Origin of the sequence: Pseudomonas sp. PDM19 (assembly GCF_014852215.1) — a bacterium.
Classification (GTDB): Bacteria; Pseudomonadota; Gammaproteobacteria; order Pseudomonadales; family Pseudomonadaceae; genus Pseudomonas.
The window spans coordinates 1,240,169-1,261,751 of the sequence record NZ_JACVBG010000002.1; the positions used below are offsets into that span (position 1 = coordinate 1,240,169).

Annotated in this window: 21 protein-coding genes, 1 tRNA gene and 1 pseudogene; 11 read left to right on the forward strand and 12 right to left on the reverse strand. The window is 65.0% G+C overall.

Annotated elements, in window-relative coordinates:
• Positions 1 to 5: 5 nt before the first annotated feature.
• Entirely contained in the window at positions 6 to 689 is a 684-nt protein-coding gene (locus tag IB273_RS14160) for an ABC transporter ATP-binding protein (protein WP_151187702.1), read from the reverse strand.
• Between the two features lie 10 nt (positions 690 to 699).
• Here IB273_RS14160 and IB273_RS14165 point away from each other — a divergent pair, with 10 nt between their 5' ends.
• The 3 genes from IB273_RS14165 to IB273_RS14175 all read left to right on the forward strand — a co-directional run bounded on the left by IB273_RS14165 (position 700) and on the right by IB273_RS14175 (position 2,728).
• Positions 700 to 1,305: an arylesterase gene (locus IB273_RS14165; RefSeq protein WP_081518647.1), complete on the forward strand. Its 606-nt coding sequence runs from the start codon at positions 700 to 702 to the stop codon at positions 1,303 to 1,305.
• 87 nt (positions 1,306 to 1,392) lie between these two features.
• Positions 1,393 to 1,671: a hypothetical protein gene (locus tag IB273_RS14170; protein ID WP_081518646.1), complete on the forward strand. Its 279-nt coding sequence runs from the start codon at positions 1,393 to 1,395 to the stop codon at positions 1,669 to 1,671.
• A gap of 73 nt (positions 1,672 to 1,744) precedes the next feature.
• Positions 1,745 to 2,728 (forward strand): L,D-transpeptidase family protein, encoded by a 984-nt coding sequence (locus tag IB273_RS14175; RefSeq protein WP_045211466.1) that lies wholly within the window; start codon positions 1,745 to 1,747, stop codon positions 2,726 to 2,728.
• Positions 2,729 to 2,874: 146 nt separating this feature from the next.
• On the opposite strand, the gene oprI is transcribed toward IB273_RS14175, so the two are convergent.
• Both oprI and IB273_RS14185 read right to left on the reverse strand, forming a co-directional pair.
• The gene (oprI, locus tag IB273_RS14180) at positions 2,875 to 3,126 is read right to left on the reverse strand and encodes an outer membrane lipoprotei OprI (protein ID WP_017517003.1); all 252 of its coding nucleotides are present in this window, start codon (positions 3,124 to 3,126) and stop codon (positions 2,875 to 2,877) included.
• A 413-nt stretch (positions 3,127 to 3,539) separates the two neighbouring features.
• Positions 3,540 to 3,629 (reverse strand) — tRNA-Ser (locus tag IB273_RS14185).
• A gap of 173 nt (positions 3,630 to 3,802) precedes the next feature.
• Here IB273_RS14185 and earP point away from each other — a divergent pair.
• Both earP and efp read left to right on the forward strand, forming a co-directional pair.
• Positions 3,803 to 4,930, forward strand: a complete 1,128-nt coding sequence (gene earP / locus IB273_RS14190) for an elongation factor P maturation arginine rhamnosyltransferase EarP (protein ID WP_192224318.1) — start codon at positions 3,803 to 3,805, stop codon at positions 4,928 to 4,930.
• Positions 4,931 to 4,972: 42 nt separating this feature from the next.
• Positions 4,973 to 5,539 carry an elongation factor P gene (gene efp / locus IB273_RS14195; RefSeq protein WP_045211459.1) on the forward strand — a complete coding sequence of 189 codons (567 nt, stop codon included), beginning with the start codon at positions 4,973 to 4,975 and terminating at the stop codon, positions 5,537 to 5,539.
• A gap of 65 nt (positions 5,540 to 5,604) precedes the next feature.
• On the opposite strand, the gene IB273_RS14200 is transcribed toward efp, so the two are convergent.
• The 3 genes from IB273_RS14200 to IB273_RS14210 all read right to left on the reverse strand — a co-directional run bounded on the left by IB273_RS14200 (position 5,605) and on the right by IB273_RS14210 (position 7,675).
• The gene (locus IB273_RS14200; protein ID WP_081518645.1) at positions 5,605 to 6,033 is read right to left on the reverse strand and encodes an organic hydroperoxide resistance protein; all 429 of its coding nucleotides are present in this window, start codon (positions 6,031 to 6,033) and stop codon (positions 5,605 to 5,607) included.
• A gap of 172 nt (positions 6,034 to 6,205) precedes the next feature.
• Positions 6,206 to 6,655 (reverse strand): MarR family winged helix-turn-helix transcriptional regulator, encoded by a 450-nt coding sequence (locus tag IB273_RS14205; RefSeq protein ID WP_138521870.1) that lies wholly within the window; start codon positions 6,653 to 6,655, stop codon positions 6,206 to 6,208.
• 63 nt (positions 6,656 to 6,718) lie between these two features.
• Positions 6,719 to 7,675, reverse strand: a complete 957-nt coding sequence (locus IB273_RS14210; protein ID WP_192224319.1) for a LysR family transcriptional regulator — start codon at positions 7,673 to 7,675, stop codon at positions 6,719 to 6,721.
• A 105-nt stretch (positions 7,676 to 7,780) separates the two neighbouring features.
• Here IB273_RS14210 and IB273_RS14215 point away from each other — a divergent pair, with 105 nt between their 5' ends.
• Complete coding sequence (locus IB273_RS14215) at positions 7,781 to 8,527, forward strand: sulfite exporter TauE/SafE family protein (RefSeq protein WP_151187700.1); 747 nt, start codon at positions 7,781 to 7,783, stop codon at positions 8,525 to 8,527.
• 6 nt (positions 8,528 to 8,533) lie between these two features.
• On the opposite strand, the gene IB273_RS14220 is transcribed toward IB273_RS14215, so the two are convergent.
• Positions 8,534 to 9,385 carry a LysR family transcriptional regulator gene (locus tag IB273_RS14220; protein ID WP_081518641.1) on the reverse strand — a complete coding sequence of 284 codons (852 nt, stop codon included), beginning with the start codon at positions 9,383 to 9,385 and terminating at the stop codon, positions 8,534 to 8,536.
• Positions 9,386 to 9,479: 94 nt separating this feature from the next.
• Between IB273_RS14220 and IB273_RS14225 the strand changes: the two genes are divergently transcribed.
• The 3 genes from IB273_RS14225 to IB273_RS14235 all read left to right on the forward strand — a co-directional run bounded on the left by IB273_RS14225 (position 9,480) and on the right by IB273_RS14235 (position 11,552).
• Positions 9,480 to 9,713, forward strand: coding sequence for a DUF1127 domain-containing protein (locus IB273_RS14225; protein WP_412548075.1), 234 nt, complete (start codon positions 9,480 to 9,482; stop codon positions 9,711 to 9,713).
• A gap of 87 nt (positions 9,714 to 9,800) precedes the next feature.
• Positions 9,801 to 10,271 carry a DUF3291 domain-containing protein gene (locus IB273_RS14230; protein WP_081518716.1) on the forward strand — a complete coding sequence of 157 codons (471 nt, stop codon included), beginning with the start codon at positions 9,801 to 9,803 and terminating at the stop codon, positions 10,269 to 10,271.
• A 60-nt stretch (positions 10,272 to 10,331) separates the two neighbouring features.
• A complete protein-coding gene (locus IB273_RS14235; RefSeq protein ID WP_192224320.1) occupies positions 10,332 to 11,552 on the forward strand; it encodes a winged helix-turn-helix domain-containing protein in 1,221 nt (406 codons plus the stop codon).
• 34 nt (positions 11,553 to 11,586) lie between these two features.
• On the opposite strand, the gene IB273_RS14240 is transcribed toward IB273_RS14235, so the two are convergent.
• Together IB273_RS14240 and IB273_RS14245 are read right to left on the reverse strand one after the other, a co-directional pair.
• Positions 11,587 to 12,348, reverse strand: a complete 762-nt coding sequence (locus tag IB273_RS14240) for a M48 family metalloprotease (protein WP_192224321.1) — start codon at positions 12,346 to 12,348, stop codon at positions 11,587 to 11,589.
• Between the two features lie 129 nt (positions 12,349 to 12,477).
• Entirely contained in the window at positions 12,478 to 13,824 is a 1,347-nt protein-coding gene (locus IB273_RS14245) for a class II 3-deoxy-7-phosphoheptulonate synthase (RefSeq protein ID WP_081518638.1), read from the reverse strand.
• Between the two features lie 417 nt (positions 13,825 to 14,241).
• On the opposite strand from IB273_RS14245, the gene IB273_RS14250 reads away from it, so the two are divergent.
• Positions 14,242 to 15,003 carry a spermidine synthase gene (locus IB273_RS14250; RefSeq protein ID WP_192224322.1) on the forward strand — a complete coding sequence of 254 codons (762 nt, stop codon included), beginning with the start codon at positions 14,242 to 14,244 and terminating at the stop codon, positions 15,001 to 15,003.
• 13 nt (positions 15,004 to 15,016) lie between these two features.
• On the opposite strand, the gene IB273_RS14255 is transcribed toward IB273_RS14250, so the two are convergent.
• From IB273_RS14255 to IB273_RS14265, 3 genes are all read right to left on the reverse strand, one after another.
• A complete protein-coding gene (locus IB273_RS14255; RefSeq protein WP_192224323.1) occupies positions 15,017 to 16,684 on the reverse strand; it encodes a ShlB/FhaC/HecB family hemolysin secretion/activation protein in 1,668 nt (555 codons plus the stop codon).
• An 84-nt stretch (positions 16,685 to 16,768) separates the two neighbouring features.
• Positions 16,769 to 18,418, reverse strand: a complete 1,650-nt coding sequence (locus tag IB273_RS14260) for a collagen-like triple helix repeat-containing protein (protein ID WP_192224324.1) — start codon at positions 18,416 to 18,418, stop codon at positions 16,769 to 16,771.
• Between the two features lie 260 nt (positions 18,419 to 18,678).
• The gene (locus IB273_RS14265) at positions 18,679 to 19,470 is read right to left on the reverse strand and encodes a crotonase/enoyl-CoA hydratase family protein (protein WP_081518634.1); all 792 of its coding nucleotides are present in this window, start codon (positions 19,468 to 19,470) and stop codon (positions 18,679 to 18,681) included.
• 302 nt (positions 19,471 to 19,772) lie between these two features.
• Between IB273_RS14265 and IB273_RS14270 the strand changes: the two are divergent.
• Positions 19,773 to 21,505 (forward strand): annotated as a pseudogene (locus IB273_RS14270) (DEAD/DEAH box helicase).
• Positions 21,506 to 21,583: the final 78 nt, after the last annotated feature.

A 21,583-nucleotide genomic window follows, 5' to 3' on the forward strand; every position in this document is an offset into this window, starting at 1 on the left:
GTCCGTCAGGGTTCGACGTGGTCGATCAGGTGGCCGCTTTCCAGGCGGATATGGCGCTGGCAGCGGTGGGCGAGGCGTTCGTCGTGGGTCACCAGGACAAGGGTGGTGCCGCGCTCGCGGTTCAGTTCGAAGAGCAGGTCGCTGATGCGCTCGCCAGTGTGGGTGTCGAGGTTGCCGGTCGGTTCGTCGGCGAACAGTACGTCCGGTTCGGCGGCGAAGGCGCGGGCGATGGCGACCCGCTGTTGTTCGCCACCGGAGAGCTGGCGCGGGTAGTGGGTCAGGCGCTGGCCGAGGCCGACGCGTTCCAGCAATTCGCGGGCGCGCTGCTCGGCGTCCTTCCGACCGTCCAGTTCCAGCGGCAGCATGACGTTCTCCAGCGCATTGAGGCTGTCGAGCAACTGGAAGGACTGGAAGACGAAGCCGACGTGGGCGGCGCGTACTCGCGCGCGCTGGTCTTCATCGAGGCTGCCCAGGGTGTGGCCGAGCAGGACGATCTCGCCGCCGCTGGGCAAGTCCAGGCCGGCGAGCAGGCCGAGGAGGGTGGATTTGCCCGAGCCGGAGCTGCCGACGATGGCGAGGCTGTCACCGCGGGCGAGGTCGAGGGAGAGGTCGTGGAGGATGGTCAGCTTGCCTTCCGCGCTGGAAACAACCTTGCTAAGGTTCCGCGCGGTGAGAATGCTTTCGCTCATGGAGAATCCGATGCGTGCATGGCTAATGGGCGGCTGCCTGGCGTTGCTTCTGATCACGCAGCAGGCCGCGGCGCAGACGCTGTTGGTCGTCGGCGATAGTATCAGCGCCGGTTTGGGGCTGGATACCAGCCTGGGGTGGGTCAACCTGCTGGACAAGCGTCTTCAGGAGCAGGGTTTTGACTACAAGGTGGTGAACGCGTCGATCTCCGGCGACACCACTGCAGGAGGCCTCGCGCGGCTGCCGGCGCTGCTTTCGGAGCAGAAGCCGAAGCTGGTGGTGATCGAGCTGGGTGGCAACGACGGCCTGCGCGGAATGGCGCCGGCGCAATTGCAACAGAATCTTAGCGGCATGGTTGAGCAGTCGCAGAAGTCGGGCGCCAAGGTGATCCTGCTCGGCATGCGCCTGCCGCCCAATTACGGACAGCGCTACACCGACGCGTTCGCCAAGGTCTTCGACAGCGTGGCCAGCGAACAGAAGATTCCACTGGTGCCGTTCTTCCTTGAAGGGGTAGGGGGCGTGCAGGACATGATGCAGGCTGACGGCATCCATCCGGCGGTGGCGGCTCAGCCTAAACTGCTCGACAACGTGTGGCCGACGCTCAAGCCCCTGCTGTAATGAATGGCAGCACGGATAAACCACGGAATCGAGGCTTCCCCGCGCCCGGCCTTTCGGCTATGTTTGCGCACCCTTCTGGAACCCCCTATGTCGCGCCCCGCCTGGACCCTCTTCGCCTACCAGCTGATCGAACCCGATGAACAGCTGGACCTGTTCGCCTGCCGCGAGGTCCGGGTGCATCTGGTCGCGCGCCAGCTGGAGCTGGGAACCCCGGCTGACCGCACGTTGTGTGGCAGCCTGCTGCCGGCACAGCCGATGTGGCGCGGTGCCGAGAAACCGCTGCTGCGCGATCGGCGCATCTGCGCGGCCTGTCTGAAACAACTCGAAGAGGAAAAGCGCGGCGCGCGCAGTTCCTGGCTCATCTGATATCTCCCGTTGACGGGGCTTGCGGTGGTAAACTGATCACCCTTTGCTCATTGCCCACGTCAAGGATCCTCGGATGTTGTCGCGCGTCATTGCCGCCTGCTCGCTGTCCCTCGCCGCGCTGCTCTCGGCCGGCCCCGTTTCCGCCATTGAATTGCCGCTGCCGGCGCCGGGCGACGATATCGTCGGCCAGGTCCAGGTCATCAAGGCCAAGTACGAAGACACCTTCGCCGACCTGGGCGAGAAGTACGGCCTCGGCTACTCCGAGATGATCGCTGCCAACCCGGGCGTCGATGCCTGGCTGCCGGGCGTGGGCACCGAGGTCATCATTCCGACCCGTTTCGTCCTGCCGGCAGGTCCGCGCGAAGGCGTGGTGATCAACCTCGCCGAATACCGTCTGTACTACTTCCCCAAGGACAAGAACGTCGTCTACACCTACGCCCTGGGGATCGGTCGTGAGGGCTGGGGTTCGCCGGTGGGCAGCACCAGCGTGATCGCCAAGACCAAGGATCCGGCCTGGTACCCGCCGGCCTCGATTCGCGCCGAGCACGCCGCCGACGGCGATCCGCTGCCGACCGTAGTGCCGCCGGGTCCGGACAACCCGCTGGGTCCGTACAAGATGAGCCTGGGCTTCCATGGCTACCTGATCCACGGTTCGAACAAGAAGTTCGGCATCGGCACCCGTACCAGCCACGGTTGCTTCCGCATGTACAACTGGGACGTGACCCAGCTCTTCTCGATGATTCCGGTGGGCACCAAGGTGCGCATCATCAACGAGCCGTACAAGTTCGGTCGCAGCGAAGGCAAGATCTACCTCGAAGCCCACGCGCCCATCGATGACAACGGCGACCCGTCCGTGGTCGACAAGCACACTGCGGTGATCAACGCCCTGCTCAAGCGCGAAGACATCGCCAGCCAGATGCAGATGGACTGGAACGTGGTGCGTGAAGTGGTTGCCGCCGAAGACGGCCTGCCGGTAGCCATTGCCCAGCCGCAGCAAGTGCAGCAGGGTGGTTCGGTTGCCGCTACTGTTGACCAGGACGCGGTGCCGCTGCAGTAACTCGCAGCGCGCACTAAGAAGCCCGCCGACCGTTACCGGTCGAGCGGGCTTTTTGTTGCCTGCCTGTTTGTCGAGGGGACAAAACAGGCAGGCATAAAAAAACCGACCCCGAGGGGTCGGTTTTTTCGAACAGATCCGAAGATCTATTACTTGCGGCTGGCTTTGTCCAGCATACGCAGGGCGCGCTCGTTAGCCTCGTCAGCGGTCTGCTGGGCTTTCTGAGCGGCGGCCAGAGCTTCGTCAGCCTTGCGATAGGCTTCATCGGCACGGGCTTGAGCGCGAGCAGCGGCGTCTTCAGTAGCGGTCAGACGTGCTTCGGTTTCTTTCGAGTGGCTGCTGCAACCGGTGGCCAGAACAGCAGCCAGAGCCAGAGCAGAGAATTTCAGAACGTTGTTCATCGTGTTCCCCTTAAGGTGGACATTTCCATTAAAAGCAATCTCCCATGACTGGGAAATTAGCCGGACTACATAGTACCCATTACTTGTAGTAAGTAAACTGACCAAGCGCAAGTACGGCACTTTTTTTTCATGTTACGGGTGCTGTTAGCAGTTGTGCGAGGCCGATTTGGGCAAAAACTGTCCAATCTGGCAAAGGAGTGTTGCCAACAGGTGTCAGGCGGGGTCTGAGGCGGGTTTCCGGCCTGTGGAACCAAGCTGTCAGATGACTGTCGACAATGGTCGAACAACTGTTTAATCGCCGTTGTGCATTTGTCCAACTGACAACTTGCAACTAGGCCGCAACAGGTGAAGAAAGTGTGAAGGGGAAAACGAAAAAGCCCGGCTAATTGCTTAGCCGGGCTTTTTCTTGAATCTGGCGGTGAGGGAGGGATTCGAACCCTCGATACGATTTCTCGTATACACACTTTCCAGGCGTGCTCCTTCAACCGCTCGGACACCTCACCAGATTTCTCGACAGCGCTGTGTCTGTCGAGGCGCGCACTTTACTCAAAGGTTTCCTCCTTGGCAAATCTTTTTTGAAAATTTTTTCCAAGGGATTCATCGGCTTAAGGAGCATGGCCGGGATCGCGGGTACACTGGAGCCTTCTGAGACACGCTCTGGTACGTAGGAATGCGCATGGCCAGCTGGGACATCTTCTGCAGCGTAGTCGACAACTATGGCGATATTGGTGTCACCTGGCGGCTGGCCCGCCAGCTGGCCGGGGAGCATCGGCAACAGGTGCGGCTATGGGTCGATGACCTGGCGGCCTTCGCGCGCATCTGCCCGGCGGCCAACGGCTCGGTCGCGGTGCAGCACCAATCGGGCGTGGAAGTGCGACTGTGGCCCAAGCCCTGGCAGGACACTCCTGCGGCGGACGTGGTGATCGAAGCCTTCGCCTGCGAAATGCCGGCTGCCTATATAGAGGCGATGCGCGAGCGGCAGACGCCTTCGCTGTGGCTGAACCTGGAATACCTCAGCGCCGAATCCTGGGTGGAGTCCTGCCACGGTTTACCATCGATGCAGGCCAGCGGGCTGCAGAAGTACTTCTATTTCCCCGGCTTCACTGCCGCTACCGGCGGGCTGCTGCGCGAGGGCGATCTGATTGCCCGGCGCGATGCCTTCCAAAGCGATCCGGCGGCCAGCCTTGGTTTTCTGGAAAGCCTTGGGGTGCGCCCGCAGGCCCATGAGCGGCGTATTTCCCTGTTCGCTTATGAGAATGCCGCGCTGGGCGGCTGGCTGGATGCATTGGCTGGAAGCAGCACTGCCACCTTGCTGCTGGTGCCAGAGGGCAGGGTGCTTGCCGATGTCGAGCGCTGGGCGGGGCGGGCACTGGGAGTCGGGGAGCAGTACCAGAAGCAGGCCCTGCGTGTGCAGGTGCTGCCTTTCGTGCGCCAGGAAGACTACGACCCGCTCTTGTGGAGTTGCGATTTCAACGCGGTACGCGGCGAGGATTCGTTCGTGCGGGCGCAATGGGCGGGAAGGCCCTTCGTCTGGCACATCTACCAGCAGGATGAGGACATCCACCTGGAGAAGCTGGAAGCTTTCCTGGCGCTGTTCTGCGAAGGAATGGACGACTCGCTGCGGGCGGAGTTGCAGTCGTTCTGGATGGCCTGGAATGGCCTGGGTGACGTCGGCGATGCCTGGCAAAAGCTGGAAATCCGGCTGCCGGAGTGGGCTGCGTGGATTGGCAATTGGCAGCGGCGCCTGAGCGAACAAACCGATCTTGCCGCGGGGCTGGTGCGTTTTTATACAAATTGGCTATGATATGGCCCCTGATTTTTGTCTCCAATCCAATCGGATAATCGTATGAAAACCGCACAAGAGTTCCGCGCTGGCCAGGTTGCCAACATCAATGGCGCCCCCTGGGTCATCCAGAAGGCCGAGTTCAACAAGTCCGGCCGTAACTCCGCGGTCGTCAAGATGAAGCTGAAGAACCTGCTGACCGGTGCTGGCACCGAGACCGTGTTCAAGGCCGACGACAAGCTGGAGCCGATCATCCTCGATCGCAAGGAAGTAACCTACTCCTACTTCGCGGACCCGCTGTATGTCTTCATGGACACCGAGTTCAACCAGTACGAGATCGAGAAAGGCGACCTGGAGGGCGTGCTGACCTTCATCGAAGACGGCATGACCGACGTCTGCGAAGCCGTCTTCTACAACGAGAAAGTCATCTCCGTTGAACTGCCGACCACCATCGTTCGCGAAATCGTCTACACCGAGCCGGCTGTCCGTGGCGACACCTCCGGTAAAGTGATGAAGACCGCTCGCCTGAAGAACGGTGCTGAAGTCCAGGTTTCCGCCTTCTGCGAAATCGGCGACTCGATCGAAATCGATACCCGCACTGGCGAGTACAAGTCCCGCGTCAAGGCCTGAGCCTGATCCGAGACAGAAAAAAGCCCGGCTGATGCCGGGCTTTTTCGTTACTGCCGTTCGTGGAATCACACGCTGACGTTCAGGCGCACGTCGATGTTGCCGCGGGTGGCGTTGGAGTAGGGGCAGACCTGGTGGGCCTTGGCGACCAGCTCTTCGGCCTCGGCCTGGTCCAGGCCCGGCAGGTTGATGTTCAGTTCCACTTCCAGGCCGAAACCGCCGGGGATCTGGCCGATGCCGACCTTGCCGGTGATCGAGGCGTCTGCCGGGATCTGCTTCTTGCTCTGGCTGGCGACGAACTTGATGGCGCCGATGAAGCAGGCCGAGTAGCCAGCGGCGAACAGCTGTTCCGGGTTGGTGGCTTCGCCGCCCGCGCCGCCCAGTTCACGCGGAGTGGACAGTTTCACGTCGAGGATGCCGTCCGAGGAAATGGCGCGGCCATCACGGCCTCCGGTGGCGGTAGCGGTGGCGGTGTAGAGGGCTTTGATGGTTTGCATGATGGTCTCCGATTGGCTGTCAGGTAGGTCGGGTTGAGAATGTCTTGCTGCTTGATATCTTGTGCGCTAAGCAGTTCGTGAGATGAAAGTTAGTTCGATTTAATTTAGCGCGCAAGATAATTATTGGAAGATTTCTGACTAAAGAACCTGCAGCTTTGGCATAAGCCCCGGACTACGGGGCTTGCAAGTGTCCGCGCAAGTCCACGAGCTCCTCCTGGAGGCGCTTCAGACTGTCCAACGTTAGACCGCTGCTGGCCAGGATGCAGGCCGGAATGCTCTCCGCCTGTCGGCGCAGCTCACGGCCCTTGTCGGTCAGGCGCAGTTGTACCACGCGTTCGTCCGCCTGACTGCGGGTACGGGTGATCAGGCCCTCGGCCTCGAGGCGCTTGAGCAGGGGCGTGAGGGAGCCAGGGTCGGTGAGCATGCGCGAGCTGATCTCGCCCACGGTGATGCCGTCTTCTTCCCACAGCACCAGCATGGCGATGTACTGCGGGTAGGTGAGGCCCAGCTCCTGCAGCAGAGGCTTGTAGACCTTGGTCATCTGCAGGGAGGTGGAGTAGAGGGCGAAGCACAGCTGGTTATCCAGCTTGAGGGCTTCGCAGGTCGGGTCTTGCTGGGTCATGGCGTGCTCCTGGCCGGGGCGCTCGAAGCGAAGAGGTGATTGCGCATTAATTTAGCGCGATGGTTAATTCTTGAACAGCGCTTCTGCAAGTGCCGCATCCCAGGGTGGCGGGAAACCGAAACGCTCCAGCAGGAAGCCCAGCAGGCGCTCACTGCGTGGGTGGGTGCCGCGCTCCAGGCGCAATGCGTGGATAACGCCGGGCTCTGGTTCGGGAAGGCCGTTCTCGCAGAACAGCGGCAGCAACTGGCCGCTGATCAGGTACTCGCTGCACAGCCAGGTGGGCAGGTGAGCGATGCCGATGCCTTGCAGTGCACCTTCCACCAGCGTCTCGGCATTGTTCGCGGTCATGCGCAGCCGGCGCGGCCGCAGGTGCTGCAGCTTGCCGTCGATGAGGAAGCGCCAGGCCAGCGGCGGCGCCAGGCCTTCCCAGTCGAGGCCGATGTGCTCCGGCAGCTCCAGTGGCGAGGCTGGTGTGCCGAGCTGCTGCAGGTAGGCGGGGCTCGCGCAGACGATCCGCCGCATGGGCGCGAGACGGGTGGCGACCAGGCGGCTGTCGGGCAGGGTGCCGATGCGCAGCACCAGGTCGACCTGGCCTAGGTTTTCCCCGCGGGTGTCGGTGAAGCTGTCGATCAGCCGCAGCTGCACGTCCAGGCCGGGGTTGGCGGTGAGGAAGTCCGCCAGCGCCGGTGCCAGGTGACGGCGACCGAAGGGCACCGGGGCGTCGATGCGGATCAGGCCTTCCGGCGCGGTGCTCAGGGACACCGCTTCCGCTCGCGCCTGGCGCAGCTCGATGACTATCCGTCGCGCCCGCTCGGCGAACGCCAGGCCTGCCGGTGTGGCGCGCACGTTGTGCGTGCTGCGCACCATCAGGGTCGATCCCAATCCCTGCTCCAGCGCGTCCATGCGCCGTGCCACGGCGGAAGGGGTGAGCTGGCGCAGGCGGGCGGCGGCGGAGAAGCTGCCGTTGTCGAGCACGTCCAGGTAGAGGTCGAGCTGGTCTTCGAGGCTGGAAGGATTCATGGCGTGTGGCGGCTATGCAGGATGGGCAAAGCCATTGTGCTGCGCTTTGCGTTTCCCATCCAGCCGGGGTTTTCTAGCATGGACGCCTTGTTGTGGAGGTGCGTCATGTGGGACCTGGTCTTGGACTTTCTGCTCGGCGTCGTGCTGGGCAGCCTGGGTGGGCTGTTCGGTATTGGCGGCGGGCTGCTGGCGATTCCGGCACTGGGCGTGCTGTTCGGGCTGGATCAGCAATTGGCGCAGGGCACCGCGCTGGTGATGGTGGTGCCGAATGTGCTGCTGGCGATCTGGCGTTACCACCAGCGCAACCGTATCGATTTCGCCCAGGCCGGCGTCCTGGCGCTGACCGGGCTGGTCTGCGCGTTCTTCGCTTCCAGCATCGCGGTGAACCTGGATGCCCGCAGCATGCGCACCGCCTTCGTAGTGTTCCTGGTGCTGTTGGCCCTGTATCTGCTGGTGCGCCTGTTCCAGCGCGTGCCCCAGGGCAGCAGTACGCCGCGCTACGGCCTGCCATGGATGGGCGTGCTGGGACTGGGTGCCGGTTCACTTGGTGGGCTGTTCGGGGTGGGCGGCGGTGTGCTGGCGACGCCGGTTCTGACGTCCGTCTTCGGCCTGACCCAGGTGATCGCCCAGGGGCTTGCGCTGGCTCTGGCGGCGCCCAGCACGGGCGTGGCGCTGGCGACCTATGCTGCGCATGGCCACGTGGACTGGCGCATGGGCAGCGCGCTGGCGCTGGGTGGGCTGGTCAGCATTTCCTGGGGCGTGCGCCTGGCCCATGCGCTGCCCGAGCGTCAGCTGCGTCTGGCCTTCAGCGCTTTCCTGATCGTCTGCGCAGTGCTGCTGGCAGTTCGTTGAGCCGTGTTACGAACGGAAGCCTTCGACGATGTACTCGGCCAGCTTGTCGGTCACCGGGGTCATCTTCTGCCCGCGTAGCAGCACGATGCTGGCGTTGGGGAGCATTGGCAGGCCCTCGTCCTCGCCGATGATGCGCAGATTGCCAGTGAGCAAGCTCTGCAGTTGCGCTGTGACCGCCAGCCCCGCACTGGCCACGGCGAACAGCGCCGACAGGCTCGGGCTGCTGTAGGCGATGCGGTAGTCCACTTCCATCGCCTCCAGCGCATTGCAGGCCCAGGCGCGGCAGAAGCAGGCGGTGTTGAACATCGCCAGCGGCAGTGGGCGCTGCTCCTGCGGGCAGAAGCTCTCGGCCGCCATCCAGACGAAGGACTCCTGGCGCAGCAACTGGCCGATCTCGGTACCCGGTTCGCGGGTGACGATGGAAAGGTCCAGGTCGTTGCGCATCAGCAACTGCGCGGACGAGTCACAGTGCACTTCCACCTGCACCAGCGGATAGGCCTCGGCGAAGCGCGAAAGGATGCTGGGCAGGAAGCGCATCACATAGTCATCCGGCGTGCCGATCTTCACCGAGCCGACCATGTGCGGCTGGCGGAAGGTGTTGAACACCTCACCCTGCAACCGCAGGATGCGCCGCGCGTAGCCCAGCAGGATCTGCCCCTCGGGCGTCAGGCGCACCTGGCGGCCGTCGCGCTCGAACAGGCTGCGCTCCAGCACGTCCTCCTCCAGGCGTTTCATCTGCATGCTCACTGCCGACTGGGTGCGGTTGACCATCTCGGCCGCGCGGGTGAACCCGCCGTGGTCGGCGATGGCGACGAAGGTGCGCAGTAGTTCGCTGTCGATGCTGGGGAAGCTGCTCATTCATCAATCTCCGAGATGGATTGCATAAGAATGATTCGTTGGATTGATCTTAGCGCGAGCCTGAAACTGCATCCAACCCCACAGGGAGGGAAGCATGATGAAAGGTCAACTCGGTTTCGTAGCAGCGTCCTACCATGTCCACAAAGTCTCCCCCGTTCCGCTTTGGAAACGCACCATGCAACGTGTCCTGCACTGGCACGAACTGGCCCGCCAGCGTCGTGAGCTGGCGACCATGAGCGATGAGGCGCTCAAGGATATCGGCCTGAGCCGTGCCGACATCCAGCAGGAAGTCGAGCGCCCGTTCTGGATGGATTATGTCCGTCGTTGAAATTGCCGGGCGGCACGGACCCTCGTCGTGCCGCCCGCTCCCAAAAGCCTGATCAGCCTCATGACCCGCTGGATGACAAGCAAGCCCATGTCCACCCGTTACCACCTTGCCCAGGTCAACATCGCCAGGGCCCGCGCACCGCTGGATCACCCCCTGATGAAGGGCTTCGTCGACCAGCTCGATCACATCAATGCCCTCGCCGAGCGCAGCCCCGGTTTCGTCTGGCGCCTGCAGACGGAGGAGGGCGATGCCACCTCGATTCGCGTCTTCGACGACCCGCTGATCATTGTCAACCTGTCGCTGTGGGAGTCGGTCGAGGCGCTCAAGGATTACGTCTACGCCGGCGAGCATCTGCAGGTGCTGCGCAGCAAGCGCGACTGGATGGAGCGCCTGCCTTCGCCGAGCCTCGCGCTGTGGTGGCTGCCCGAAGGCGAGCTGCCGGATGTGGCGATGGCCCGCGACCGCCTGGAGCGTCTGCGGCTGGAGGGCCCCTCGGCGGAGGTCTTCACCTTCGCACGTCCCTTCCCGGTACCCACGTCGCTCGGGGAACCCGCCTGATGCAGCCAGGCGCTGCGATTGGCGTTAGGCTCTAGGGCTCGCCCAGCTCCGGAGTCCACGATGCCGACCGTCGAATCCCTGTCCCACAAGCAGGCCCGCCGCCTGGCCCTGGCCGCCCAGGGCTTCACTCTGCGCAAGCCCGGCGGCGGGGTGCAGCGTCGTCATGTGCGCAGCCTGCTGGAACGACTGGGCGTGCTGCAGATCGACTCGGTGAACGCGTTGGTGCGCTCGCACTACCTGCCGCTGTTTTCACGGCTGGGCAACTACCCGCCGACGCTGCTGGAAGAGGCCGCCTGGAGCGGCGGGCGGCATCGTCGGCTGTTCGAATACTGGGGGCATGAAGCTTCGTTGCTGCCGCTGGAACTCTATCCGCTGATGCGCTGGCGCATGCGTCGCGCGGCCGAGGGACGTGGCATCTACCAGCAACTGGCGCGCTTTGGGCGCGAGCAGCAACCGGTGATCCAGCGGGTGCTCGGCTCTGTGCGCGAGCAAGGGGCGCTGGGTGCCGGCAGCCTGACCACCCGCGAAGAACGCGCCGGCCCCTGGTGGGACTGGAGTGACGAGAAACATGCGCTGGAGTGGCTGTTCGCCGCGGGCGAGGTGACGGTCGCCGGGCGTCGCGGTTTCGAGCGGCTGTACGACTTGCCGGAGCGCGTCCTGCCCGCCGATCTGCTGCAGCGGCCCGACGTGGACGAAGACGAGGCGCAGCGCCAGTTGCTGCTGCATTCGGCACAGGCGTTGGGTGTGGCTACCGAGAAGGACCTGCGCGATTACTTCCGCCTCGACCCTGCCGACAGCAAGGCGCGGCTGGCCGAGTTGCTGGAGGCCGGCGAGCTGTTGCCGGTGCAGGTCCAGGGTTGGCAGGCGCCGGCCTACTGCCTGGCGGACCCGGTGATCCCGCGCAAGGTGCGCGCCAGTGCCTTGCTCTCGCCGTTCGATTCACTGGTCTGGGAACGCGCCCGTACCGAGCGGCTGTTCGACTTCCGCTACCGCCTGGAGATCTACACGCCGCAGCACAAGCGGGTTTACGGCTACTACGTGTTGCCGTTCCTGTTCGACGAGCGCCTGGCCGCGCGGGTCGATCTGCGCTCCGATCGCGCTGCCGGCAGGCTGGTGGTGCATGCCGTCCACGAAGAGGAAAAGGGGCTGGGCGAAGAGGGGCACGCCGCGCTGGCGCAGCAACTGGGCGAGATGGCGAACTGGCTCGGGCTGGAGCGGGTGGCGGTGAACTGCCGACGGCCTTCCGGCGAGCGCCTGCAAGGGCTGCTGGCGAGGGCCTGAAAACAAACGGGCCTCCGCAGAGGCCCGTCCGGGATCACTTGCCGCTGGCGATGCGCTGGCGGATGTGGTCCGCGCGCTGCTGCGAGCCGGGGTGCGAGTCGAACATGCTGCTCTCCTGGCCGCCGCTCAGCTTGGCCAGCTTGTCGAAGGCGGTGGCCAGGCCTTCCAGCTGGATGCCGCGCTTCTTCAGCAGGTCGAAGGAGTAGTCGTCGGCGGCCGACTCCTGGGACTGGGAGAACTGTGCGTTGACCAGCGCTTCGCCGATCTCGCCCAGCTGCGATTGCGACAGTGCGGCCACGGTGGCATTGCCCGAGGCGGCCGCGGCGTTGCGTGCGGCGGCGGCTGCGTAGGCGGTCTGGGTGGCCTTCTTGATATGGCCCAGGGCGACGTGGCCGATCTCATGGCCGAGCACGCCTTCTACTTCGTTGTCGTTCATCAGGTCCATCAGGCCGGAGTAAACGCGCACGCAGCCGTTGGCCATGGCGAAGGCGTTGACGTCGTCGGTGAGGTAGACCTTGTAGTTGACCGCGGTGCCGTCGAGCGGGTTGCCCAGGGCGGCGGCGATCTTGTCCAGGCGCTTGGTGTAGGAGCTGGAGGCCGGCGCGATCTGCGCTTCAGCGTCCTGCTTGGCGCAGGCTTCGTCGGCGACCTGCTTGATCTCGGCGTCGCTCAGGGTGGCGGCCTTCATGGCCATCATGCCGGACTGCACGAGGCTGTCGGTGTTCATGTTCTGGCAGCCGGTGAGGGCGGCGCTGGCGCTGATCAGCAGGGCGAGCAGGGAGCGGTGCAGTTGCATCGGAATCTTCCTTGGTTGACGGTTTCCATGGCGCGGCGGTTGCCGTGCGGGGCGCCACTTTAGGTAGCGACCCCGTTGTCGTCAAATGAAGGAAGTGGCTTTCGGAAAATGCCGGGGACAGCGTCGGATTCAGCGTCGGACTTGCTTCAGGGTTTCCGCAATGAGGAAGGCCAGCTCCAGCGACTGGTCCGCGTTCAGGCGCGGGTCGCAGTGGGTGTGGTAGCGGTCGCTCAGGCCGTCCTCGGTGATCGGCCGTGCGCCACCGATGCACTCGGTGACGTTCTGCCCGGTCATCTCGATGTGGATGCCGCCGGCATAGCTGCCCTCGGCCTGGTGCACTTCGAAGAATTGTCGGACCTCGGTGAGGATGCGCGCGAAGTCGCGGGTCTTGTAGCCGCTGGAGGCCTTGATGGTGTTGCCGTGCATGGGGTCGGAACTCCACAGCACCTGCTTGCCCTCGCGCTGCACGGTCTGGATCAGCCGCGGCAGGCCGTCGCCGACCTTGTCCGCGCCCATGCGCACGATGAGGTTGAGGCGGCCGGGGTCGTTGTCCGGGTTGAGGATGTCGATCAGGCGGATCAGTTCCTCGCTGTCCATGCTCGGGCCGACCTTCACGCCGATGGGGTTGCCGACGCCGCGCAGCATCTCCACGTGGGCGCCATCGAGCTGGCGGGTACGGTCGCCGATCCACAGCATGTGCGCCGAGCAGTCATACCAGCCGCCGGTGAGGCTGTCGCGGCGGATGAAGGCTTCTTCGTAGTTCAGCAGCAGCGCTTCGTGGGCGGTGAAGAAACTGGTCTCGCGCAGTTGCGGCGCGGTATCGAGGCCGCAAGCGCGCATGAAGGCGAGGGTCTCGTCGATGCGGTCGGCCAGTTGCTGGTAGCGCTCGGACAGCGCCGAATTGGCGATGAAGTCCAGGTTCCACTGGTGCACCTGGTGCAGGTCGGCGAAGCCGCCGCCGGCGAAGGCGCGCAACAGGTTCAGCGAGGCAGTGGACTGGTGGTAGGCCTGCAGCAGGCGCTCCGGATCCGGTACGCGGCTCTTCTCGTCGAAGCCGATGCCGTTGACGATGTCGCCGCGGTAGGCGGGCAGGGTCACGCCGCCGATGGTTTCATCGCCGGAGGAGCGCGGCTTGGCGAACTGCCCGGCCATGCGCCCGACCTTCACCACCGGGCAGCCGGCAGCGAAGGTCATCACCACGGCCATCTGCAGCAGCACCTTGAAGGTGTCGCGGATCTTCGCCGCGGAGAACTCGGCGAAGCTTTCGGCACAGTCACCGCCTTGCAGCAGGAAGGCGCGGCCGGCGGTGACCTCGGCGAACTGCCGGCGCAGCTCGCGCGCCTCGCCGGCGAACACCAGTGGCGGGAAGCTGGCCAGGGTGCGCTCGACTTCGCTCACGCGGTTGGCGTCGGGGTAGGCGGGCTGTTGCTGGATCGGCTTGCTTCTCCAGCTATCGGGGCTCCAGGGCAGGCTCATCGGCGGTGTCTTCGCGGCTGTGGACAGTATCCGCTCATGGTATCAGCTCGGCTTTTGCCCCGCGCGTGGTCGCTGGCGTGTGAAGAGGGGGGACATCCTTGTCCAGGGGAACACGGGTCTTCGGGACTCGCTGGCGCGATCAGCCGTCTGCGCGGTGCGCGCGAGCGTGCCGTGTCTGGAGTCCGGGCGGGGAAGGGTGGTGTGCGAAGGGAGCGTTGATGGTGTTGCGCTGGCGCATGACCGGTTGTGCCTCTTGGGCTGTTATTCTTGCGGCCTTGCTGACGTGTCGGTCGTGGTTGGCCGTCTTGATTCGAAGGATTATTGCGTGCGCGAGCCCCTGTATTTCAATGGCAATCCGTGCCGTTCGCCGTTCCCGGCGGATCGCATTGTCACGACCGTTTCTGCCCGGAGCCGGTCATGAGCGAGGAGCTGCTGAGCGAAGAATTGCTGATCGTCGAGGAGCGCGATGACTTCGGCGTGATCCGCGTCGTGGAGAGCGGCGCCTTCCGCTACCTGGAGTTCGGCGACGAGGTTGAGCAGAGCTGCGTGCTGATGGGCGACCCGAGCTGGCTGGAGTACGACTACTCGCGCGCCATGCTGGTCGGCGCGCTGTGCCATCCGCGCCCGCGCCGCGCGCTGTTCCTCGGCTTCGGCGCGGGCAGCCTGACCCAGGCCTGTCTGAAGTACCTGCCGCTGGAAGAAGTGGAAGCCATCGAGCTGCGCCCGTCCATCCCGCGCCTGGCTCGCGAGCACCTCGGGCTGGTGGACGACCAGCGCTTGAACCTGCGCATCGGCGACGCCGTGCAGGAGCTGGCCGAGTGCGAGCCGGCGGACCTGATCTTCCTCGATCTCTACACAGATACCGGGCCGGCGCCGGCGCACATTGGCTGGGACTTTCTCGGTGCCTGCCGCGAGCGCCTGAAGCCGGGCGGCTGGCTGGTGATCAACCAGTGGAGCACCGACGATGGTCGGCCGCTGGGAGCCGCGCTGCTGCGTGGACGCTTCAACCGGCATTACTGGGAGTGCCCGGTGCCCGAGGGCAATGTGATCGTCTTCGTTCCTGCCGAACTCGACCAGGAGCTGAACCTGCGCGGCCTGAAGAAGCGCGTCGGCCAGCTCGAACCCAAACTGGGCTATTCGCTGCGCACCTACATCGAGTCACTGCGCCCGGCGCAGTGACTCTCCGCATCCCTCAGGGGATCTGGTAGCTGAAGGCGAAGTTCAGCCGCGGGCTGCGCTCGTTGTTGTCCAGTGCGCGGTCGCCGAACGGCTTGGCGACTTCCATCGACACCAGGTAGTGCTTGCGGTTGGAGAAACGCACGCCCAGTGCTGCCGAGCCGAGCTTGCCTTCGTTCAGGCCGTCCTGGTTGTAGCGGGTGCGTGCGGTGTCGACGACGAAGTAGGGCTGGATCTGGTTGAGCACCACGCTCTGCCGCAGGAAGGAATAGTTCACCTCGTAGGAGGCGCCCCAGCCCTTGTCGCCGCTGGCCTGGTCGTCCGGATAGCCGCGGCCGAAATTGCCGCCGCCGTAGGTGACCTGCTCGGAGTCGGGCAGCACGTCGTCGCTCCACTGGAAGGCAGCACTCACCACGCCCTGCCAGTTGGAGCCGAACTGGTCCTGCTGCGCGCCAAAGCCGAGCAGGCGGGTGAAGTTCTTCTTGATCGGCTCCGGCGCTTCCGCGCCCATGCCGTTCAGCCCCTGGTAAACCGCCACGCTGCCGGCGCGCACGCGCTTCTCGGCGAACTGCTGGACGACGGTTTCGATACCCACCACGCGCAGCTTGCTCTTCTGTTCGATGCGGAAGGGGATGGCCGGGTAGACCAGGTCGTAGGTGCTGGTGTCGTTGACTGTGTAGCCACGCAGGTTGAGGTCCCAGGTCAGGTCGCGGCGCAGCATCAGCGGGATGCCCAGGCCGGCGCTGACCCGCTCGTTCTGACGCTTGCGTTCGAACTCCAGGCCGCTGGCCAGGCGCAGGTTCTCGCCGGGGCGCGAGTTGTACTTGCTGTAGCCGGCCAGCAACTGCACGCCGTTGTCGCCCAGCAGTTGGCTGTAGTTCCAGGCGCGGTAGTACTCGTGGTCGTCGCCCGGCGGGTAGAGGTAGCTGAACTGCAACTGCTCGCCCCAGCCAAGCATCGACATCACTTCGGCGTTGAACAGCCCGCGTTGCTCGCCGCGCCGCGAGTCGAGGTTCATCCCGGTATCGAAGCGCTTTTGCTTGCCAGCCAGCTCCAGCACCGCGCCACCGTCGCTGGTGGTGGGTGGGTTGAGCGCCATGGCCATCTGCATGCCGGGCACCCGGCTCATCAGCACGCTGAAGCGCTCGAAGCTCTCGCGGGTCAGGGGTTTTTCCGCCTTGAGCTTCTCGATCCAGCGGTCCACGCGCTGCTGGTGGACACCCAGGTCGCCTGCGGCGCGGACCTGGCTGATATGGCCCTCGACCAGCACGATGCGCGCGACGCCGCTGCGGAAGTCCTGGTTGGGCACGTAGGCGAAGGAGATGAAGTAGCCATCGTCCTGATAGCGCTGGGTGATGGCCTTGGCCGCCGCCACCAGTTCGCTGACCTGGATGGTGCGCTGGGTCAGGGGCTCCAGCAGGGGTTTCCAGGTGGTGACGGGATAGTGCTTGCCGCCGGCCAGCTCGATGCGCTTGATGCGGATGCGCTGCTGGAGGATCTGCGCGGGTTGGGTGGCCGAAGGTTCCGGCGCGGTGACCTTGGGGGCCTTGGGGCGGATGTCGCCACCAGGGAGGTTGGGGCGGGGCAGGGTCTGTTCGATATCGGAGCCGGGAAGCTGGATGGGGCGCTCGGCCCAGGCGAAAGGTGCAGCCAACAACAGGGGCAGGACAGCAAGTTTGCGCATCTGGCTCCTCCATGAGACCGACTTCGATAAAGGACCAGGAGCCGTGGGCGGCTCCTGGTAACCACAGTATGGGTGTAATTCGGATTATTGCTTGGGCGTACCGATCGCCAATCCACCACCCAGTCCGCCGGTCACACCACCCAGCGCGCCACCCACGGCGCCCAGCGTATTGCCCAGCAGGCCTCCCTGACCGCTGGTACCGCCAGTCGTACCGGCGCCTGCGCCGACTGCCACGCCCGAACCCTGGGTGTTGCTGCCGATGCCCACGCCTGCCCCGGCGACCAGGCCGCCACCGCCGGTGAGACTGCTGGTCACGCCGCCGACGGTGCCGGCCACGCCGTTGACCAGGCCGCCTACCGGGTTGCTGCCGCCGGTGGCGCCGCCCAGAGAACCGGTGAGGCCGCCTACTGCGCCGGTCACACCGCTGACCAGGCCACCCACCGGATTACTGCCGCCGGTGGCGCCACCCAGGGATCCGGTGAGGCCGCCTACTGCGCCGGTCACACCGCTGACCAGGCCGCCTACCGGGTTGCTGCCGCCGGTGGCACCAACCAGAGAACCGGTGATACCGCCCACTGCACCGGTCACGCCGCTGACCACGCCGCCCACCGGATTACTGCCGCCGGTGGCGCCAGCCAGTGCGCCGGTGACGTTGCCGAGCAGACCACCGCCCGGATTGCTGCCATTGACCAAGCCGCCGGCCGCGCTGACTGCCTGACCCGCATCGCTGACGATTCCGCCGACCGGTGCCAGCGCCGGATTCGCACTGGCTACCTGGTTGCCTGTCTGGGTCACAACACCGCCGACGGTGGTCAACAGGTTGTTCACCGGCGTTCCCAGTCCGGTGGCGGCGCCGACGCCGCGAGTGGTTCCTTCGACCTTGCCGACCAGTCCGGCGGTGGTGCCGCTGAGCTGGGTGGTCAGTTGGCTCAGCGGGCCGGTGGTGACTGCGCCGCTGAGAGAGTCGCCGAGCATGGTGATCTTGCCGCCGACGCCGTCCACCAGGCCGCCGACCTGGCCGGTCAGGCCATTGAGCGGGGTGTTGGCCAGCACCGGGGCATCACCGATGGCCGCCACGGTGTCGCCCAGGCTGCTGACTGCGCCACCGGTGTGGCTGACCAGGCCGGTGGCGCCGGCGACGGTGGTGCCAATGGCGTTGGGGTTGTTGCCCAGTTGGCCGAGACCGTTGGTGACGCCGGTGCCGACGCTGTCTACACCGGCGCCGACTTCCTGGACCAGGGTGCCGGCATTCTGCGTGACGCCATTGCCCAGCACCGGCAGGTCGACTGTCTTCACCACGGCGCCGACGGTGCTCACGGTGTCGCCGACATTGGAGACCGCTTCGCCGGTATTGGTCAGGATATTGCCGGTGGTACTGGCTGGCGGAGTGGTGGTGCCGCCGCCTGTGCCGTCGCCGCCGCCCGTTCCTCCGGTACCGCCAGTGCCTCCGGTTCCGCCTGTTCCGCCGGTGCCACCGGTTCCGTCGGTGCCGCCCGTCCCGCCCGTCCCGCCAGTGCCGCCGGTACCGCCAGTTCCATCGGTCCCGCCGGTTCCATCAGTCCCACCGGTACCGCCAGTACCGCCGCTGCCATCGCCGCCGGAGCCGGAGCCATCGTCGGTGCTGCTGCTATCGGAAGCGCGGTGGTGACTGCTGCCGCCGTGGCTGCTGCAACCTTGCAGCGAGAGGGCAACGACGAGAAGGGAAAGTGCGAAAACACGAATCGGACCTGACATAGCGAATTCCTCCATGAGAACGTCAGTCAGCTGGCTGCCCGGTTCGGTATCCCGGCGAGTCGCTGCGCTGCTCTGGAGTCAGTTCTAGAGGTTTGTTTTCAGGCGCGAAATTGGAACTTGTATATAGCCGTTTTGTGTTTGGCAGGTCTTTGAATTTAAAGGAAAAACTAAAGGATTATGGCGACTTGCCAGGCGTTTTTAATACCTTGGATATAGCGCTTTTCGCACGATGGTTCCGTTTGGCGTTTTCCCCTGTGCGTTCATTTGCCCTGGAAGCGGCCTTCGCGGCGCTCGAGCATGGCGTTCAAACCTTCCTGCGCATCCTCGGTCGACAGCAGTTCGCTGGCCATCGCCGGCAACAGTCGCGCCGCCGCTTCCTCACCTTCATCGAGGCTGCGGCGCGCGGAAGCCAGGGTGGCGCGAATGCCCAGCGGCGCCTGGGCGGCAACCCGCTGGGCGAGCCAGAGCGCACGCGGCATCAGTTCTTCCGGCGCGGTGACTTCCTGCACCAGGCCGATCCGATACGCCTCGTGGGCATCGAAGGGATCACCGGTGAGCAGCCAGCGCATCGCATTGCCCCAGCCGGCCACCTGGTGCATGCGCAGGGTGGCGCCGCCGAAGGGGAAGATGCCGCGCTGCACTTCGAGCTGGGCGAAGCGCGCATTGCTGGCGCACAGGTTGATGTCGGCGGCGAGCATCAGTTCGATGCCCAGGGTGAAGCAGTAGCCCTGCGCGGCCACCAGCAGCGGCTTGGTCAGGCGCCGGCCGCCGAAGGTGCCCCATGGATCGGCGGAGCCTTCGGGCATGGTCCAGCCGGTGCGGAAGGTCTCGCCGATGTTCGCCAGGTCCAGGCCGGCGGTGAAGTGATCACCGTGGGCAAACACCAGGGCGCAGCGCAGCTCGTCGTCGCGCTCGTATTCGCCGAAGGCCAGCACCAGCTGGGTGAGCATCTCCAGGTCGAAGGCGTTACGCTTGTCGACCCGGTTCAGGCCGAGCAGCAGGACGTGGTCATGACGTTCGACGGTGATGCGCGGTTCGCTGCTGGCGGTCATTGGCGGGCTCCGGTCGGGTGGCTTGCACGGTATAGCCGGCAGGGACGGGGTTGTCCACGGAATGACCGTTCGCCGGGCATGTTCCGAAAAGAAACACATTGGTCAGGTTTTTCCGGTATGATACGCGCCGGCCAAACGCTGGCCTCGTTTCGGATCCCGCATTCTCCCGCAGTTTCACACTCGGGCTATGTGTCCGCAGTGCGGACTTCCTTGACGCATTCTTCCAATCTTCATTTCGCAAATCCCCGCTTCCAGCTGCCTGGGTGACTTCACTGTCGTACAGGGCATGCGCAGCTCGGCTATTGGGTCTTTGCGGATGTACTTAGAGGCAAAACCCATGACCCAGGAAACCGCCGGCTTCGCCGCGCTCGGTCTTCACCCCAATGTTCTCGCTGCCATTGCCGCTGTCGGTTATGAAGAGCCGTCGCCGATCCAGGCCCAGTCGATCCCGGTGATCCTCGAAGGCCACGACATGATCGGCCAGGCCCAGACCGGTACCGGCAAGACCGCTGCCTTTGCGCTGCCGATGCTGTCGCAGATCGAGCCGAGCCGTCGCGTTCCGCAGGTGCTGGTACTGGTACCGACCCGCGAGCTGGCCCTGCAGGTTGCTACCGCTTTCGAAACCTATTCCAAGCAGATGCCGGGCGTCGGCGTGATTGCCGTCTACGGCGGCGCGCCCATGGGCCCGCAGCTGAAGGCCCTGCGCCAGGGCGCCCAGGTTGTGGTCGCCACTCCGGGCCGTCTGTGCGACCACCTGCGTCGCGACGAAAACCTGCTGTCCACCGTCAAGAGCCTGGTGCTCGACGAAGCGGACGAGATGCTCAAGCTCGGCTTCATGGACGACCTCGAAGTGATCTTCGAAGCCATGCCGTCCAGCCGCCAGAGCGTGCTGTTCTCCGCGACCCTGCCGGCCTCGATCCGCAGCATCGCCGAACGCCACCTGAAAGAACCCAAGCACGTCCGCATCGCTGCCAAGACCCAGACTGTCGCCCGCATCGAGCAGGCGCACCTGATGGTTCACGCCGACCAGAAGCCGGCCTCGATCCTGCGTCTGCTGGAAGTCGAGCAGTTCGACGCGCTGATCGGTTTCGTCCGCACCAAGCAGGCCACCCTGGACATCGCCGAGCTGCTCGAGCGCCAGGGCTACCGTGCCGCCGCGCTGAACGGTGACATGCCGCAGGCCCAGCGTGAGCGCGTGATCGAGTCCCTGAAGGATGGCTCGCTGGACATCGTCATCGCCACCGACGTCGCCGCCCGCGGCCTCGACGTGGCGCGCATCACCCACGTACTGAACGTGGACATGCCCTACGATCCGGAATCCTACGTACACCGTATCGGCCGTACCGGCCGTGCCGGTCGTGAAGGCCGTGCCCTGCTGCTGGTGACTCCGCGTGAGCGCCGCATGCTGCAGGTGATCGAGCGCGTGACCGGGCAGAAGGTTGGCGAAGTTCGCCTGCCGGACGCTGAAACCGTCCTCGAAGCCCGTCTGAACCGCCTGGCCACCGGCCTGCAACCGTTGCTGGCCAACGCCGTTGCCAGCCGTGGCGCCGTGCGTGACGAGCTGTGCCGTCGCCTGGGTACCGACATGGACACCCTGGCCGCCGTACTGCTGGCCAAGCTGACCGAAGGCAAGGCGCTGGACCTGGAATCGGTCCGCCGCGAACAGCCTCTGACCCCGGCCGCCCCGCGTGAGCGCAGCGACCGTTACGAGCGCAGCGAGCGTGGCGATCGCCCCGAGCGCGGCGACCGTCCGGAGCGCAGTGGCGCACCCCGTACCATGGCTCCGCCGTCGGAAGGCAAGGCCCGTTGCCGTACCGCCCTGGGCGCCCGTGATGGCGTGCAGGCGAAGAACCTGCTGGGCGCCATCCTCAACGAGGGCGGCCTGTCCCGCGAGGCCATCGGCCGCATCCAGATCCGCGAGACCTTCAGCCTGATCGAGCTGCCGGAAGAGAACCTCGACCGTCTGCTGACCAAGCTCAAGGACACCCGCGTCGCTGGCAAGGCCCTGCGTCTGCGTCGTTATCGCGAAGACTGATTCGTCAGTCCCCGCGCATGAAAAAGCCCCGCCATTGGCGGGGCTTTTTCGTTTCCGGTCCTGGATGGCTTTCCCGGC